The sequence below is a fragment of the Streptomyces sp. NPDC001222 genome (assembly GCF_042896945.1).
GTDB classification, from domain to species: Bacteria; Actinomycetota; Actinomycetes; order Streptomycetales; family Streptomycetaceae; genus Streptomyces; species Streptomyces gibsoniae.
This window is the reverse complement of the sequence record NZ_JBIAXT010000020.1, coordinates 1-15,109: the sequence shown is the minus strand read 5'-3', so window position 1 is coordinate 15,109 and position 15,109 is coordinate 1. Positions and strand designations below refer to the sequence as shown.

16 protein-coding genes and 3 pseudogenes are annotated in these 15,109 nt (G+C 68.3%); 5 read left to right on the top strand and 14 right to left on the bottom strand.

Features of this window, described 5'->3' with window-relative positions:
* Positions 1 to 41 precede the first annotated feature (41 nt).
* From ACFY2Z_RS24920 to ACFY2Z_RS24895, 6 genes are all read right to left on the bottom strand, one after another.
* A complete protein-coding gene (locus ACFY2Z_RS24920; protein WP_390746432.1) occupies positions 42 to 218 on the bottom strand; it encodes a hypothetical protein in 177 nt (58 codons plus the stop codon).
* Between the two features lie 3 nt (positions 219 to 221).
* Positions 222 to 1,070: an MBL fold metallo-hydrolase gene (locus ACFY2Z_RS24915; RefSeq protein WP_390746315.1), complete on the bottom strand. Its 849-nt coding sequence runs from the start codon at positions 1,068 to 1,070 to the stop codon at positions 222 to 224.
* Between the two features lie 112 nt (positions 1,071 to 1,182).
* Entirely contained in the window at positions 1,183 to 2,184 is a 1,002-nt protein-coding gene (locus ACFY2Z_RS24910) for a zinc-dependent alcohol dehydrogenase family protein (RefSeq protein ID WP_390746314.1), read from the bottom strand.
* Positions 2,185 to 2,483: 299 nt separating this feature from the next.
* Positions 2,484 to 2,696 (bottom strand): hypothetical protein, encoded by a 213-nt coding sequence (locus ACFY2Z_RS24905; RefSeq protein WP_390746313.1) that lies wholly within the window; start codon positions 2,694 to 2,696, stop codon positions 2,484 to 2,486.
* A gap of 52 nt (positions 2,697 to 2,748) precedes the next feature.
* Positions 2,749 to 4,458, bottom strand: a complete 1,710-nt coding sequence (locus ACFY2Z_RS24900) for an NAD-dependent malic enzyme (protein ID WP_390746312.1) — start codon at positions 4,456 to 4,458, stop codon at positions 2,749 to 2,751.
* Positions 4,459 to 4,966: 508 nt separating this feature from the next.
* Positions 4,967 to 5,251, bottom strand: a complete 285-nt coding sequence (locus ACFY2Z_RS24895; RefSeq protein ID WP_390746311.1) for a hypothetical protein — start codon at positions 5,249 to 5,251, stop codon at positions 4,967 to 4,969.
* Here ACFY2Z_RS24895 and ACFY2Z_RS24890 point away from each other — a divergent pair.
* Positions 5,190 to 5,399: pseudogene (locus ACFY2Z_RS24890) on the top strand (TetR/AcrR family transcriptional regulator C-terminal domain-containing protein); the annotation flags it as partial. The gene ACFY2Z_RS24895 and the pseudogene ACFY2Z_RS24890 overlap by 62 nt on opposite strands.
* Positions 5,400 to 5,534: 135 nt before the next feature.
* Here ACFY2Z_RS24890 and ACFY2Z_RS24885 read toward each other — a convergent pair.
* Positions 5,535 to 5,930, bottom strand: coding sequence for a cupin domain-containing protein (locus ACFY2Z_RS24885; RefSeq protein WP_390746310.1), 396 nt, complete (start codon positions 5,928 to 5,930; stop codon positions 5,535 to 5,537).
* 323 nt (positions 5,931 to 6,253) lie between these two features.
* Between ACFY2Z_RS24885 and ACFY2Z_RS24880 the strand changes: the two genes are divergently transcribed.
* The 3 genes from ACFY2Z_RS24880 to ACFY2Z_RS24870 all read left to right on the top strand — a co-directional run bounded on the left by ACFY2Z_RS24880 (position 6,254) and on the right by ACFY2Z_RS24870 (position 8,928).
* On the top strand, positions 6,254 to 7,168 hold the full coding sequence (locus tag ACFY2Z_RS24880; protein WP_390746309.1) for a helix-turn-helix transcriptional regulator: 915 nt from the start codon (positions 6,254 to 6,256) through the stop codon (positions 7,166 to 7,168).
* Positions 7,169 to 7,282: 114 nt separating this feature from the next.
* Positions 7,283 to 8,062 carry a peptidoglycan-binding protein gene (locus ACFY2Z_RS24875; protein WP_390746308.1) on the top strand — a complete coding sequence of 260 codons (780 nt, stop codon included), beginning with the start codon at positions 7,283 to 7,285 and terminating at the stop codon, positions 8,060 to 8,062.
* Positions 8,059 to 8,928, top strand: a complete 870-nt coding sequence (locus ACFY2Z_RS24870) for a helix-turn-helix domain-containing protein (RefSeq protein ID WP_390746307.1) — start codon at positions 8,059 to 8,061, stop codon at positions 8,926 to 8,928. Before ACFY2Z_RS24875 ends, ACFY2Z_RS24870 begins: the two co-directional genes overlap by 4 nt.
* Before the next feature lie 107 nt (positions 8,929 to 9,035).
* Here the strand turns inward: ACFY2Z_RS24870 and ACFY2Z_RS24865 are convergent, their stop codons facing one another.
* The 7 genes and pseudogenes from ACFY2Z_RS24865 to ACFY2Z_RS24835 form a co-directional block, all read right to left on the bottom strand.
* Positions 9,036 to 10,451, bottom strand: coding sequence for a lamin tail domain-containing protein (locus tag ACFY2Z_RS24865; protein ID WP_390746306.1), 1,416 nt, complete (start codon positions 10,449 to 10,451; stop codon positions 9,036 to 9,038).
* 192 nt (positions 10,452 to 10,643) lie between these two features.
* Positions 10,644 to 10,926: pseudogene (locus tag ACFY2Z_RS24860) on the bottom strand (response regulator transcription factor); the annotation flags it as partial.
* A gap of 339 nt (positions 10,927 to 11,265) precedes the next feature.
* On the bottom strand, positions 11,266 to 11,646 hold the full coding sequence (locus tag ACFY2Z_RS24855; RefSeq protein ID WP_390746305.1) for a peptidase inhibitor family I36 protein: 381 nt from the start codon (positions 11,644 to 11,646) through the stop codon (positions 11,266 to 11,268).
* Positions 11,647 to 11,809: 163 nt separating this feature from the next.
* Positions 11,810 to 11,957: pseudogene (locus ACFY2Z_RS24850) on the bottom strand (glycosyl transferase); the annotation flags it as partial.
* 46 nt (positions 11,958 to 12,003) lie between these two features.
* On the bottom strand, positions 12,004 to 12,171 hold the full coding sequence (locus ACFY2Z_RS24845) for a zinc ribbon domain-containing protein (protein WP_390746431.1): 168 nt from the start codon (positions 12,169 to 12,171) through the stop codon (positions 12,004 to 12,006).
* 254 nt (positions 12,172 to 12,425) lie between these two features.
* Positions 12,426 to 13,406, bottom strand: a complete 981-nt coding sequence (locus ACFY2Z_RS24840; protein WP_390746304.1) for an alpha/beta fold hydrolase — start codon at positions 13,404 to 13,406, stop codon at positions 12,426 to 12,428.
* A gap of 496 nt (positions 13,407 to 13,902) precedes the next feature.
* A complete protein-coding gene (locus ACFY2Z_RS24835; RefSeq protein ID WP_390746303.1) occupies positions 13,903 to 14,256 on the bottom strand; it encodes a hypothetical protein in 354 nt (117 codons plus the stop codon).
* A 342-nt stretch (positions 14,257 to 14,598) separates the two neighbouring features.
* Here ACFY2Z_RS24835 and ACFY2Z_RS24830 point away from each other — a divergent pair, with 342 nt between their 5' ends.
* Positions 14,599 to 14,850, top strand: coding sequence for a hypothetical protein (locus ACFY2Z_RS24830; protein ID WP_390746302.1), 252 nt, complete (start codon positions 14,599 to 14,601; stop codon positions 14,848 to 14,850).
* The last annotated feature ends 259 nt before the right edge of the window (positions 14,851 to 15,109 follow it).

Sequence of the window (15,109 nt, the reverse complement as noted above, 5' to 3'; positions counted from 1 at the left end):
GCCACCCTCCTTCCGGGCAGCCGCGCCTTATGGCCGCCTCCTCAGCTCGCCGATCGCCAAGCCGCGTTCGACGAATCCTCTGTCGTGGGTACGAGCTGAATGCCCACCACCCGCCAGCCCGCAGCCCCGCGAGCGACCTCGAAATGAACGGCGAGACGTTCGATCTCACTGTGGTCCGCGCTCGCCGTCCACGTAGTTGCCTTTCGTCTCGACGGCAGAGGCTATGCGGGCTGCTCGGAGAGCAGGGCGAGCGCGCTGTACCAGACCGGGCCCGGATTGAGTCGATCCGGGTAAAGCTGCAACATCTGATCGTAGAACTCTGCCGGAGTGGGTCTGGAGACCAGCAAGCGCTGCGCGTCCAGCAGATATCTGCGGGTCTGCTCAAGAATTCCTGGGGCGTCCGGAAGCTCTCTGTTCTTGTGGCCCGCAACAACCGCGCTCGGGCGTAGCGCGGATACGGTGTCAAGCGCAGCGAGCCACTTCTCGATCCCTCCTCCAGGGCTCTCCAGCAAATACTGATGCACCCCGTTGTAGGCGACGTCGCCGGCCACCACGAGGTCGATCGACGGAGCGTGCAGGACGGTGGTGTCGTCGGTGTCCGTGTGACCTACTTCTACTGCCCTGAATTTATGCCCCTCCATCTCGAACCCCTCGGCTGGAATGACTTGGTAAACCACCGGACTGTCCGGGATGAGCCCTGGGAAATCAACGTCCCATGTGTGCTTTCGCTCGTCCGCTTGCTTCCTCATCAGCCCGATGGTCCGCTCGGTCGCATACGGAACTGCGCCGGGGAACCGTTGCAGCAGGAGATCGGTGCCGAACCAGTGATCACCGTGACCGTGCGTGGCATAGACATAGGCCAGGCGCTTACCGTGGCTTTCGATCCAGTCGCCGACGTTGTGCACCTGGTCGCGGGTGAACGGCGGGTCGACAAAGACCGCTTCCGTCTCACCGAGGATCAAAGTGGATGCCAGAGGCGAGGAGATGATGGGGCTCCCGTCCGGCAGGCGCATGCTCCTCTGGCGGCGGATCCCATCGGAAACCAGCACGTCATAACGCAGCTTCGTCACGTCATACCTCCCGGCGGAGGCAGCAGCACGCTGTCCGCTGGCGTAGTGGTGCCCGCAGGCGCGGGGTGGCCTCGGGCTCCCCGGCAGGGACCGCGGGCATCAACGACGAGGGCTACTTCGCGCCCGGAGTGAGGAACACCTTCCCTTTTCGGCCCTTCTGCTCTGCCTGGGTCACGGCGTCCGCGATATCGTCGAGAGAGTACTTACGCCCGGGAGATGTTTCGATGATTCCCTCACGCATAAGGTCCACGATGTCCTGACCCAGTTGCTGCCGTTGCGCATCCGTGAGCCTCGGGAACCAGTATCCGAGCCAATAGACTTCCAGGGTTCGACGCCCGGCCAGGATGTAACGTGGATCGTCGCCGACGCGGATCGGCTCGCCGGTCAGGGAGCCGTAGACGAGCATTTTTCCATCCTCATGAAGTGCCTTGAAGATCTGGGTCCCCGTTTCTCCCACCACACAGTCGATGGCGTACTTGACGCCTAGTGGGTCGATCAACTTGCGCACCTGCTCGTCGATGGGACCGTCGCTGGAGACGATGACGGCATCGGCGCCGAGACGTTCAAGTTCTTCTGCTGATTCGCGCCTGCGGACGATGTTCGCGGTACGGATTTCGTCGCGTTTGGCCAGCCTGATGATCATACGCCCCAGTTCCGACCCCGCCGCCGACTGGAGCAGCCACTCTCCTTGAGGGACCGCCAGGACGTGGCGGACCATGAGAATGGCAGATGCCGGATTGATGAAGAAGGCCGCGACCTGCTCATCGGGGAGGTCATCGGGGACGGCGAACAGTTCACTGGCGGGAACGACAGAATATTCCGCCCAGTTTCCACCGGGCCCATTGGTGACCGATACTCGCTGCCCCGCGGACACTTCCTTCACCCCGGGCCCCACCGCATCGACAATTCCCACGCCTTCGAATCCCGCTTGCGCCGGAAAATGCGCTTGCACGCCCGCGTAGTATCCCCGGACGTAGAGGAGATCGGACGGGTTCACGGGCGATTCCAGGATGCGCACCCTCACCTGCCCCTCTCCGGGCTCCGGAAGGGGCACGTCTTCGACGGCAAGGACTGCCGCCGGCTCGCCATGTTGAGCAAACCGGATAGCCTTCATTCTTGGACTCCCGTGAACGTCGTCACCCCGTAAAGGTGATGAGATGTCATATTCTTGCTCATCTTTGACGCAGGAGATATATCGCAGAGCGGTGGCGATTACGCTGGATTCGCGCTACCAGGATGAATGTGCTTCGGTAATCGCCTTACCCACTGACAGTAACCTGCGCAACTGGGGTGCGCAACGCCGGGAGTGCCGCTCATTGCCACTTCCGATCGATGCGATGGATTACCGCCATGTCATGAGGCTGCACGGGAGTTGGTAATTGTGCCTGGCCCTCCGAGGCCCTTGAAGAGAGCTTATGGGGTGGCGGTCAGCCCTTGGCGGACCTGGCCGATCCCCAGAGCGCGCCTTGGTTGATGCGGGACGGGTGTTGGTTTCAACATGTCGTCATAGACCTCGAGGGCGGTGGTGGCGCGTTCGACGACCGCCTCGAAGTCCTTGATGTACTGCCGGGACTCCGCGATGGCCCCCGGCTCGTCCGGGCGATCGGGGGATCGACGGCGCCACATGGACACTCCAGCTCAGAGGTGCTCCGGCCATGACCTGTTCCTCGGACTTCGGTCAGACGGCGTGTACGGGGTGATAGTCGGGCTGCCACATGGCCGCCCGGACCCGGCTGCCGATGTCCTCGCCGACGGTGGCACGCGCTACCCCGTCGTGCGCTGCGGCTTGGGCGACGGCCGTGGCGACGGCGGCGGAGGTCTCCCTCAACTCTTGGGTGGGCGGGAGGAGCGCGGCGCCGGGAGCGGTGGAGCCGACCTGCTCGGCGACCGCGTCGGCCGCGGCTCTGAGCATGCCGTCTGTCATACGGGTGGCCTGAGCCACGATGGCGCCGAGGCTGAGACCCGGGAAGATGAACGCGTTGTTGGCCTGCCCGATCCGGTAGCTGACGCCGCCGTGGGTCACAGGGGCGAAGGGACTACCGGTGGCCACCAGGGCCCCGCCGTCGGTCCAGCCGAGCAGCTGCGCAGGGGTCGCCTCGGCGAGCGACGTGGGGTTGGACATGGGAAGGATGATCGGGCGGGAGACGGAGGCAGCCATGTCACGGATGACGGGCTCGGTGAAGGCCCCGCCCTGGCCTGAGGTGCCGATGAGGATGGTCGGACTGACCCGGTGCACGACCTCAGCCAGGGGGATTCCGCCGAGGTCTGCGTCGCGTGACCAGTCGGCCACCTCGTCAGCCGGGCGGGCGTATGGGGCCTGGAAGTCGCGCACTGCCATCCCCTCGGTGAGCAGGCCGTGCCGGCCGACGCACCAGAAACGTCGGGTGGCCTCGTCGGGGGTCAGCCCGGCGGATACCAGTGCGTCGCGCAGTTGGTCGGCGACCCCGATGCCTGCCGTGCCCGCACCGAAGATCACCACGCGGTGGTCGCGTAGCGGCGTGCCGCTGGCCCGCACCCCGGACAGCACTGCCGCCAGGTTCACCGCTCCCGTCCCCTGGACGTCGTCGTTGAAGGTCAGATACCGGTCGCCGTAACGCGCAAGGATGCGCCGCGCGTTGTCCGGCCCGAAGTCCTCCCAGTGCAGCACGGCGTCGGGGAAGAGCCGATTGGCTGTGTCGACATAGGTCTCGACGAAGGCGTCGTAGGTCTCCCGGTCGACCCGGGGGTGACGGTTGCCGAGGTAGAGCGGGTCCTCCATCAGCTCCTTGCGGTTGGTACCCACGTCGAGCACGACGGGAATGGTGCGCGCGGGATGGATACCGCCCGCGGCGGTGTACACCGCGAGCTTGCCCACCGAGATGTTGATGCCGCCCACGCCCCAGTCACCGATGCCGAGGATCGCCTCCCCGTCGGTGGCGACGATGAGGTCGACGTCGTCCGGTCCCAGTCCGGTGGCGCGCAGGGAGCGTTCGACGTCCTTCGGTGCGTCGACCGACAGATAGACACCTCGGGGGCGTCGGTACTCGTAGCTGTAGCGCTGGATCGCAGTGCCGACAGTAGGCGTGTAGACAATGGGCAGCATCTCGTCCAGGTGCTCGCCCACCAGCCGATAGAACAGGACCGCGTTGCGGTCCTGGAGAGCGGCCAGATACACGTTCTTGGCCAGGTCATCCGGCTGGGCGAGGAACTGCGCGTATGCGCGTGAGGATTGCTGCTCCAGTGTGAGTACGTGCGGAGGGATCAGCCCGACGAGATCGAGAGCCTGCCGTTCATCCTCGGTGAAGGCGGTGCCCTTGTTCAGCCGGGGATCGGTCAGCACGGCACGGCCCCTGGACGTCGTCTCCCACCGCTCAAGGTCGGGATTCCACCTGGTCGGCTCCGTGTTCATGGCTGTCTCCTCGCTGACGCAACCGCGCTGGTGCACCATTCGACGGCTCCGCCTTCACCTGGCGGTGGACTCCATGGGCGTGGACACCCTGTGCTCTCGGCGCATACGGCACTTCGCCCGGACCCGGGTCACGGGGGATTCGCCCGGCATGCCGGCGCGATCCGCGAGGAAACCGGCAACCTGCCCTGGGCGGCGACGGCGCCTCCGGCCACCTCCGGGCCTCGGTTCAAGGTCGATCTCGCGCCATTCACCTCGTGTCAAAAAACCATATATCACCAGCACGAATTTTTCAGAGAAGGAGCCGACGGCCACTACATCGACGACGCTGTGGGATGAGTACGGGGTCCGGAGCTCTCTCGGATCGCAACCGATCTCCGCATGACGGACACGTCGAGCCCTGCACGCGCACCATCAGCAACAGCCTCCACAGCGAAGGCGGGCTCGTACTCATCTGACGGCCGCAGCTCCCTGACACCCCGTCATCCGGAGTTGCCGCGTGGCAGCGGCTTCAGCAGACGGAGTACGGCCGCGTCCGCCTCCGGCGGCGTACGGCAACTACGGTGGTGGCCAGATGGGGCGACTGCCCGCGCAGCGCGACGAAGGCGATTCCGAGGCTGAGGATGTCACGGAGCCGTTCCGGCATGAGGCCGACGCACAGTCCGGAGGCCACGTGGCTGGCCAGGCCGCTGACATTGTCGGCACTGCGCGGCTCCGGGGCATGAATCCCGCACTTCGTCACCGAGGAGCAGGGCGTCGAGCCGCTGCCCGACGAGCGGCGCGAGGGTTTCGACATCGAGGAACGCGCCCGGATGTTGGCCGCCTTCGCGCTGTCCGCCGCCGCGGGCGCCGAGATCCTCGCGGACTACGAGCGGCACTTCGAGGAGGGGCTGGAACTCGTGATCGCCGGCATCGCGACGCGCTATGGGGTCGACCGAACGTGAGGGGGCCGCCTCCGGTTCTCCGGAAGGCGGCCGCTGCATCTTCTGCCCGGTATGGGGGCCACCGCGTCGATGCCGCGGTGGCCCCCATACCGGAGCCGTACACGCGGGTGGCGACGGCTTGATCGGTGGATCGGATCAGGGGCGGGCGCGCGGGCCGTCGTACTCGGCGTCGGTGACGTGCTCCAGCCACTCGACGTCGTCGCCCTCCCACAGCGCGACGTGGGCCATGAACCGGTCCGGGGCGGCGCCGTGCCAGTGCTCCTCACCCGCGGGGGTCCAGACCACCTCGCCGGGGCGGGCCTCGATGATCCGTCCGCCGCGGGACTGGATCAGGGCGATGCCCTCGACGATGTAGAGGACCTGGCCAAGGCCGTGGGAGTGCCAGGCGGTACGGGCGCCGGGCGCGAACCGGACCATGTTCGCCCTGGCGCGCAGGGGGTCGTCGCCTCGGTGGATCACGTCCGCCCAGGCATCTCCGGTGAACCACGCCTCGGGCAGCTTCATGGTCGCGGGCTGCTTCACGAACTCCATCTGATTTCCTTCGGTGGTGCGCTGCCGCGCAGGACACGGACTGTGCCGGCCTGCGGACAGAAGGGTGGGACCGCTGCTGTCAGGCGGCCGGGCCGGCTTCCTCGCCGATGGTCTTGAGCTGGTGACCGTGCTCATCGCGGTGGGCCACCATCGTTCCTGTCTTTCCATGCGCCTGTTCTGGACCTTCGGTGCGGCGGCGGACCGCACACACAACCCCGGCACCAGCCAGGAAACCGCCGATGAGACCGGTCAGGGAGGTTCTGCTGTTCCCTGTACCGGCAGAACACCCCACAGCGCCGAAGACCGGCCTAACCTCGGAAGACATGGACAACCGCAGCGAGGTCCGCGAGTTTCTGATCTCGCGGCGAGCCAAGATCACTCCCCGGCAGGCAGGGCTTCCCGCCTGGGGCGGCAGCCGCCGTGTCGCCGGACTGCGCCGCGAAGAGGTCGCCATGCTGGCCGGCGTCAGCGCCGAGTACTACGCCCGCCTGGAACGCGGCAACCTCAGCGGCGTCTCCGAAAGCGTCCTGGAAGCCCTCGTCCGCGCCCTCCAGCTCGACGAGGCCGAACGCGCCCATCTCTTCGACCTGGCCCGCGCCGCCAACGCCGGACCGCGCCCCCGGCGCCGTCCCGCTCAGCGGCAGATACGGCCCGGCATCCAGCATCTGCTGGACTCCATGAGCGACGCGGCCGCCTACGTGCGCAACGGACGCCTGGACGTCCTCGCCTCCAACCGGCTGGCCCGAGCACTGTACGCACCCGTCTTCGAGGACCCGGTCCGGCCGGTCAACCTCGCCCGCTTCCGTTTCCTCAACCCCCGCGCCCATGACTTCTACCCCGACTGGCAGGAATCCGCCCACACCACTGTGGCCCTCCTGCGCACCGAGGCAGGACGCGACCCCTACGACCGCGCCCTGACCGACCTCGTCGGCGAACTCGCCACCCGGTGCGAGGAGTTCCGCGCCTTGTGGGCCGCGCACAACGTCCGCCTGCACCACACCGGCACAAAGAATTTCCACCACCCCGTCATCGGCCACCTCAGCCTCCCCTTCGAGGCCATGCCCCTGCCCGCCGATCCCGGTCTGACCCTCACCGCCTTCAGCGCCGAACCCGGTACCGCGGCCCACGACGGGCTCACTCTCCTGACGAGCTGGGCAGCCACATCCGAGCAGACCGAACCGGCCGAACAGCAGGACCGTGCCCGCACTGTCGACAACCGATCCACCGGACCACGCTGACCGAAAGACGTACCGTGCGGCGCTTGCCGAGAACCCAGGATCTCCAAGCTGCGTACCAGAACACAGAGGAGGCGGATACTGAACCTCGGTGGCTCAGCGTATTTGGGGTGGGACGTGTCGCGTTGGAAAGAATTACCGGATTCGCTCGACGACCCGGGAAGGCAACTGATCGTCCAGCTACGCCGGCTGAAGGACCGCAGCGGGATGAGTCTGGCGTCGCTCCAGTCCAAGACCGGCTACAGCCGCTCCTCCTGGGAGCGCTATCTCAACGGTAAGGCGCTGCCGCCGCGGCAGGCCGTGGAGGAACTGGCCCGGGTGGCGGGCGTTGAACCGACACGGATCCTGGTGCTCCACGAAGTCGCCGAGGAAGCACGGCAGAAGGACGGCGAAGCGGCGGAAGCGGCGGAGGCACCGGCACCGGCACCGGCACCGGCACCGGCACCGAAGGGCGTACGCCGGTGGGTACTGATCGGCGCCCTCACAACTGCGGTGCTGGGCGGGCTGCTCGTCGGACTACTGCTCACGACACCCTGGGCGGGGGACAGCGCCGGCGGGAAGAGTCTGACCGGGTCGCGGCCCAGTACTGCTGTCTCGCCCGGCCCCGACGCACCCTTCGCCTACAGGCCCGGTAAGACCTATCCCTGTGCGGTCAAGCGGGAGAACGGCCGTCTGTACGCGGGCTACAGCAGCACCCGCACCGCTGTCCTGTCCCAGCCCGGATGGGATGTCGTGGAAGCCCAGTGTCTGCTGCGTCACCTGGGCTTCGACCCGGGTGGCGCAGACGGCGTCTACGGCGAGAACACCACACGGGCCGTCAAGCGACTGCAGGAGAAGGCCGGCCTGCCCCCCGACGGCATCGTGGGCCCGCACACCTGGCAGGTGCTGCGGCGATGAAGGAGAGCGCACCGCATGCCGCCGCACCCGCATGCATGCGGCTGGCCAGGGAGTTGCGCGAGCTCAAGGCGCGTACGGGCCTGAGCCTGGCCGTGCTGGCCGAGCGCACCGCGTACAGCAAGTCCTCCTGGGAGCGCTATCTCAACGGCAGGCAACTCGCCCCGCGCCAAGCCGTCGAAGCGCTGTGCGCGACCGCGAGCGAGCCGCCCGGACGCTTGACGGCGCTGTGGGAACTGGCCGATGCGGAGTGGAGCGGCCGCGCCCGGGGCGGGGCACGCCCTGGAAGCGCGGAGGAAGCGGCACAACCCGGCCACGACGAGCCGGGCGACCGCGCTCCGACCCCGGACCAGGCCGAACAGGGGCCGCGAAAGGCGAACACGGTACGCCGCCGGTGGGCCGTCGTCGTCGCGGTGTGCGCGGTCGGGGTCGCGGCGGCGGTGTGGGCCGCAGTCCAGCCGGACGCGGGGGCCGGGAATCCCGTGGGGCAGGGTGCCCGCACTCCGCCGCCTGACCCCGGCTGCCGCGCGCACGGATGCGTGGGCAGGGACCCCGGACTGATGGGCTGCGGCATGCCCGGAGAGGTCCGGGCACTCGGTAGGCCGCACCGCACCTCCACCGGGGCGTGGATGGAGATCCGGTACAACTCGGGGTGCGAGGCCGCATGGGCCCGGATCTGGCACTCGCATGTCGGGGACGCCCTCGACGTGTCACTCCCGGGTGGCAAGCCGCAGCGGGCCGAGGTCGCCGACAAGTACGACGCCGAGGACTATCTCTACACGCCCATGATCGACGGCAGTGACCTCACCGGACTGCGGATGTGCTTCGAACCGGCGGGCGGGGGGAGCCGGGAGTGCTTCCGGCGCTGACCGCTCTTCGTGAGACGGGAGGCGGCGTGCCGACTCGCGCCCTGTGGGCCGCCTGAAGCGGCTGCGGCCCCGGCGGACAGGGCCGAGGCCGCAGCCGTGCTGCCTGCTCAGCAGGTGATGGTGCCCTTGCGCAGTGCGTGACCGCTGTCGTTGCTGTCGTCGGCCCAGTACACGGGCTTGGAGCCGCTGACGCACTCGTCGGCTCCGGCCACGGAGAAGCCTTCGTTGTTGATGTCGGGCATACCGCTCGGGCGGTTGTAGACCGCCGTGGTGGCGAAGGTGCCGGACGCGTTGACCTGCATGGTTCTGAGCCGGCCGTCGCAGGTGTCGTCGCAGACGACCCACAGGCGTGAAGCCTGGGGCTCCCACTGCAGTTCCATCACACCGTCCATGCCGCTGGCGATGGACGCCACGCGGGTGTACGTGCCCGAGTCCTGCAGGACGTACCCGTAGACCATGCCGGTGCCTTCGACGCCGACGAAGATCACACCGCTCGTGTGGCTGCCGTACCGGGTCGGGTCGTAGGCCGAGCCCGTCGACTCGTCCTTGAAGCCGGACGCGGTCAGGTAGCTGTCGGGGACCCAGGTGATGCCCTCGAAACCGAGGTTGGAGCCCACGGACGGCAGGTCGGAGGTCAGGTTCCAAACCCTGGTGGCCGTCAGCGTGGTGCCCGTACCGCTGACGTCGTACTTGAGAACGGACAGGCGGCTGGTCCCGGACGCGTCGCCGTTGCGCTCACTCGCGACGAACGCGCCGCCCGCGGAACCGGCACCGGTGAGAGTGACGCCCTCGCTGTCCGGCGTGCCGGAACCGCCGGGGAAGCGGAGCGTCTTGCCGGACGTCCAGCCGTTGGCGGTGTCCGGCTTCCAGCCGCCGGAGCCGTCGCGGACCAGCCGCCAGAGCTTGCCGGAGTTCTGCGCGCCCCACATCGCGCTTCCCTCCTGGTAGAGACCGCTGAGGTCCTGGCCGAAGACGTTGGATGCGTCCGCCGTGGCGACGGAACTGCTGCCGGGCCACGTCTGCGGTGAGATGCCGCCGCCGCAGCTGTTCGCGGCCCCCAGGGTCACCGCGGCCGAGCCGAACGCGCCGGTGCCGTCGGGGCAGCGTGACCAGGATGGGTTGGAGTGGCTGCTCCAGCTGAAGCTGTCGACCATGGTGGTGCCGTCGGGGAGGTACAGACGCGCCTTGTCGCTGGAGCCCAGGCCGAACGCATTGTGCACGTCGAAGGCGCGGAACGCGCCGGGGGCCAGCGTCGTACCGGAGGAGATCGCGTACTTCGAGCTGTTGTTGTCGTCCTTGAGGATCCAGCCCGAGATGTCGACGGGGGCCGTTCCCTTGTTGTACAGCTCGATCGAGTCGTTGACGCTTCCGGTGGTCACCACCTCGTTGATACGGATGTCGTCCGCCGGGGCCGCGTGGGCGGGAGACGCCAGCAAGGTGCCGGCAGCCAGCGCGGGGCCCGCGACAGCGGCGCCGAGGAGAGCGAGGTGACGACGCCACCGGGGAGCACGTACTTCGGGCACGATGTCCGTCCTCAGGAACGATTGATGACAGGGCGTCAAGACACTCCCGGCTGATGCCGAACGGCTACCTGTCGATGGGCGCTCGTCCTGTGAACGCAAGTCGAATTGCATGTGCGCAGTCGAAGCCGGGCGACGCCCGGGAGCACGTCCTTGAAGGCGGAGGCGGCGTCGCACCCTGCGCGGGGTGATTCCTCAGCCGGGGGAAACGAAGCCGGACTCGTATGCCGCGATGACCGCCTGTGCGGTCGCGCGCGCCGAGTTTCGCCGGCAAGGAACTCACATGGGACTTGACGGTCTCGGTGCCCACCACCAGGCACGTGACGATCTCCGTGTTCGTCAGGCCGCGCGCCATGAGACGCAGCACCTGCTCCTCCCGCTCGGTCAGCGCGGCACGCTCCATGGCTGTCCGGGCCGCCGCGTTGCCGTGCTCCTGGCCGTAGGAGGCTGCCAACTCCCGTACCACCGCGGGGAACAGTGGAACGGCGGGTCCCTCGCCCGGATCACCGCGCCGACCCTGGTGCTGCACGGCCAGCAGGACCCACTGCTACGCGTCACAGCCGCACGCGACATCGCGGCCGCCGTCCCCGGCGCCCGCCTGCGCACCTGCCAGGTGTCGGCCACTTCCTCGGCGCCGACGTCTGGGCGACCTACGCCCACGAACTGCGGGCGCTCGCCGACCGCGCTGACGGGCAGTCGCCCACCGTCGCACCGACACACGGGTAGCCGCCCACGCGATCACGCAGTGGTCCGCGATGACTCGCCGACAGCGCGCAGAGACGCCTGTGGAGGAGGCGTCCCCGCGCGCTCGCAGTTGCTACTGCGGCTGGAAGGAGCGGATCTGGTAGCTGCCCTGCAGATTGCCGCCCGCACCGGCCGCGGTGGATCCGACGCGCGCGTGGTAGTTGGTCTGCGTGTAGTACTGCACGCGGTGCCCGGTTCCGTTCCAGACCGAGCGGACGTTCTGTCCTCTCTGGATGAAGGAACAGTTGTCCGCGGTGTTCGCCAGGCGGGACTGCGACCACTGGCAGCGAGTTCCCCCGCCGTTCCAGTTGTTGTAGATGCAGAAGTACCCCGGCGAGCAGTTGTAGGCGGCCCGGCTGCTGGGCAGCGTGGGGGTGGCGGTCGCGGCGGGTACCGCCCCGAAGACCGTGGCCAAGGCGGCCGCGACGACGGCGAGAGAGTGGATCCGACGCATGGCAGGTTCTCCTCTTCTTGTCGGCGGCGCGGAGCAGCCACACCACCGTGCACGGACTGAGCGACTTGAGCAGCGGCTGAGCCGCTGAATATGCCAACGAGCTGTGCCCCATCAAGAAACGGAGAAAAGCCGGAAACGACTCCTTGGCTGCGACCTGTAAGCCTCAGGCCAGCATGTTCTCTATGAGGTCGGCGGCACGCGACGTGCCGCCCTCGGCTCGCGCGTCGGCGCGCAAACAGCGCGGAGCGGCGCGCGACCTCCGCGTCGGCGACCAGGTCGCTCAAGGCCGCCCGTAGGGTCTCGGCGGTGGCTAGTGTCCAGTTGGCTGCTGGGTGGACTCCTCCGTCCAGACACCCGTTACGGGGTGGCAGGGACGCGTGACTCACGCCCCGCATTCCACACCACGGCGCCACGTTGGGCGATGTTGTGGGAAGCGTTCCGGTCCGCGTGGGCAACGACCCCGCAGTTCCGGCAGATGAAGAGGGCCTGGTCGACCCGGTTCTTCCTGTCGACGTGCCCCTGCACCTCGGGGCCCGCCTGTTCGCGCTGCGTCTGGTCCTGCACGTCCCATCTCCTGCTGCGGACTTCGCATTGCTCGGACGGGGCGACGGCGCCTTCGCCGGTCGGCCTGGCGTTCCAGCGGAAGACCGTCGACGGCGATCATCGTGGCACCGGAGCTACATCCGTGGCACCGTCCCCCTGTGACCGGCCCGCTGCCCGCGGCCCAGCGACAGTGGAGCCCCTCGGGTGGCGCGCACTGGGCGGCGCGTGAGGGGGCCTCAGGCGGGCAGGGCGGCGAGCCAGTCGGTCAGGAGCCGGTTGACCTCGGCGGGGCGTTCCTGCTGGATCCAGTGGCCGCAACCGTCGAGGAGGTGGGAGGAGACCAGACCCGGAAGCGTGGCCGGGTACGCCTTGATGGCGTCGGCCAGCCAGGTCGTGGAGGCATCCAGGCTGCCGCCGATGAACAGGGAGGGCTGGGTGATGGGAGCACCGTCGAGGGCGACGAGGTCCTCCCAGTCGCGGTCGATGTTCCGGTAGCGATTGAGCGCCCCGGTCACTCCGGTGCGTTCGAACTCCCCCGCGTAGACGTCGAGGTCACTCTCGCTGAGCCAGGCGGGCAGTCGGCCGATGGGGAACCGGTCCCGCAGCGTCCCGGACTTGCTGACGAAGTGCGGAGCGGGGGCGCCGGGTGCGGGCATGGTGTCGGCGGACAGGGCCGCGTAGAAGCCCGCGAGCCATCCGCGTACATCGGGTTCGATCTCGGCCTCGGCGCGGCCCGGCTTCTGGAAGTACGAGATGTAGAATTCCTCGTCCCCGCCCATCTGGGCGAAGACGTCCCTGGGGCGGGGCCCGCCACGCGGGGCGTAGGGAACGCTCAGCAGTCCCACCGCGCGGAAGACGTCCGGCCGGAGCAGGGCGGAGTTCGCGGCGATGGCCGCGCCCCAGTCGTGGCCGATGACGACCGCCGACTCCTCGCCCAGGGCGTGCACCACCGAGACGTTGTCCTCCACAAGGTCGAGCATCCGGTACGCATCTGTCGCGGCCGGCTTGGAGGAGCGGCCGTAGCCGCGGACGTCGATGGCGACCGCGCGGTATCCCGCCGCCGCGAGTGCCGGCAGTTGGTGGCGCCAGGAGTACCAGGACTCCGGGAAGCCGTGGACGAGCAGCACCAGCGGCCCGGTTCCCTGCTCCACGAGATGAATCCGGCCTCCCGGTGAGGACACCAGCCGGTGTGTGATCTCCGCGATGTGCTGCGACATCTGTCCCTCCTCCAGAACCGTTGGCCCGCTGTGAGCCAAGACGTCCTTTTCCGCAGTTCCGTGGACCGACCGACCGACCGACCGACCGACCCACCGACCGACCCGGCCACCCCAATGTCGATCATGCGGACTACCCTGCCGAGGAGACGAGCTCGTTTGCCGATTCAGCAAGTCCAGGGTGAAGGTGAACAAGTGCCTTGGGACCGGTCGTGTCGGACCGGGCCGCGGCTGCGCGTCACACCGTGCCCCCGAGCTGCGAAGCGGGGCATGCTCCCAGTAGGTCTCCGCAATCCTCGGCCCTGGCATCACGTGATCAGGTGAGGAGAAGTACCGGCCTGGGCGACGGCCGCCGCACCGGCGGAGGGCGGAGGTTCCGAACGAGGGAGCGGCTGTGCTGCTCAGTCGGTGAAGGCGCGCCACGCCACGGGGGGTGAGCCCGGCAGCCCGGACGTGGATGGTCTCACGGTCGAGCCGGACGATGACGTGCTGCCGAAGATCAGTTTCCGGGGCGGAACCGGAGCGCCGACCAGGTGTCGTCGATGGCAATCTGCCGCACGGGCTGCACACCCCGCTCGGAGAACGCGGCGGCGAGGGTGTCGCGGTTCAGATCCGTGCCGAGCTTCCCGCCCTTCGGATAGGCCACCCAGGCGAGGGCATCGCGCTGCGCGGCGGCAAGCGCCGCCTGCGCATCCGCCCCGAGAAGGTCATCGGAGGTGGTCACGAAGGCGAGCACCGCATCGGCCGAGGTTGCGTCGCCTGCGGACGCAACCTCCAGGTGGACGTCGTCGGGCTTGCCCAGTATCACGACATTCTGACCTGGCTTGATCTGCAGCTTGCTGATGACGGACACGCGCCAGATCCTGCCACCCGAGACGGGGCTCCGCACGCCGAATAGGCTGACCCTTCCTCCGCCGCACGCCGGCCCGGACGAACATCCACATTCCAGACGCGATCCGGGCCTCGGGGCACACCAGTTCGGAGCGCTGTCGGCCCGCGATCATGCCGCTCGCCTCGCCCGGTGGGAACCGGGCTCCGGTTCACCCGGCTGGCGCAGGCCGACGAAGCGACCCCTGTGGGCCGGGTCAGGCCGTCGTGGACACGGCCTACAGCCCTGTCGGCCGGTGATCCGCTTAACTGCCGTCCTGAGCCCGCAGCGTCGTTGCACGTCACTTTTGCGATGCAGGAGACGTGGGTGGCGAGGAAGCTGTCCTCGGGTGCCGTCGAGAACTCTTTGACGATGGTGGCGTACTGGAACGGCGCGGTGCGTCGCGCGTCGGTGCGTACGACCCGGATCCGGGAGACCGTGTCGACGGGGGAGGGCTGGAAGGCGCTCACCGTTTTCACGCCGGACCGGCGGGCCGGTTGTGGAGATGCCCTCTCGCGACGGGAGGAATCCGGTGCTCGCCCACGCCCTTGGCGGTGCACGCTCGTGGTGGCGGTGTGAGAGGAGTTCGCGCCGGTGCCCTGAGTTCGGTACGGATTCCAGCGGGTCCGGAGAGGGAGGCCGGCTCGCGTCTCGGACTCCCGGGGACCCGCGCATGAAGGTCGGCCGGGGCCGCTCACCGACCCCAGGATCGTGGCGCCGAAAGCTCTTGACGGTGAACTTCAGATGGTGTCCCGCCGAGTGGTGTAGCAGCGATCTCCGCATAGCCCCTGGTCATGGGGCGGCCATCGCGCAACTCTCCGAGTAGCGAAGCTCGTTG

What these genes read in the sequence shown, in the direction of transcription:
- ACFY2Z_RS24910 (WP_390746314.1), bottom strand. Translation starts at nt 2,184, where the DNA reads ATGAAGGCTATCCGGTTTGCTCAACATGGCGAGCCGGCGGCAGTCCTT.
- ACFY2Z_RS24905 (WP_390746313.1), bottom strand. Translation starts at nt 2,696, where the DNA reads ATGTGGCGCCGTCGATCCCCCGATCGCCCGGACGAGCCGGGGGCCATC.
- ACFY2Z_RS24900 (WP_390746312.1), bottom strand. Translation starts at nt 4,458, where the DNA reads ATGAACACGGAGCCGACCAGGTGGAATCCCGACCTTGAGCGGTGGGAG.
- ACFY2Z_RS24895 (WP_390746311.1), bottom strand. Translation starts at nt 5,251, where the DNA reads ATGTCGAAACCCTCGCGCCGCTCGTCGGGCAGCGGCTCGACGCCCTGC.
- ACFY2Z_RS24885 (WP_390746310.1), bottom strand. Translation starts at nt 5,930, where the DNA reads ATGGAGTTCGTGAAGCAGCCCGCGACCATGAAGCTGCCCGAGGCGTGG.
- ACFY2Z_RS24880 (WP_390746309.1), top strand. Translation starts at nt 6,254, where the DNA reads ATGGACAACCGCAGCGAGGTCCGCGAGTTTCTGATCTCGCGGCGAGCC.
- ACFY2Z_RS24870 (WP_390746307.1), top strand. Translation starts at nt 8,059, where the DNA reads ATGAAGGAGAGCGCACCGCATGCCGCCGCACCCGCATGCATGCGGCTG.
- ACFY2Z_RS24855 (WP_390746305.1), bottom strand. Translation starts at nt 11,646, where the DNA reads ATGCGTCGGATCCACTCTCTCGCCGTCGTCGCGGCCGCCTTGGCCACG.
- ACFY2Z_RS24840 (WP_390746304.1), bottom strand. Translation starts at nt 13,406, where the DNA reads ATGTCGCAGCACATCGCGGAGATCACACACCGGCTGGTGTCCTCACCG.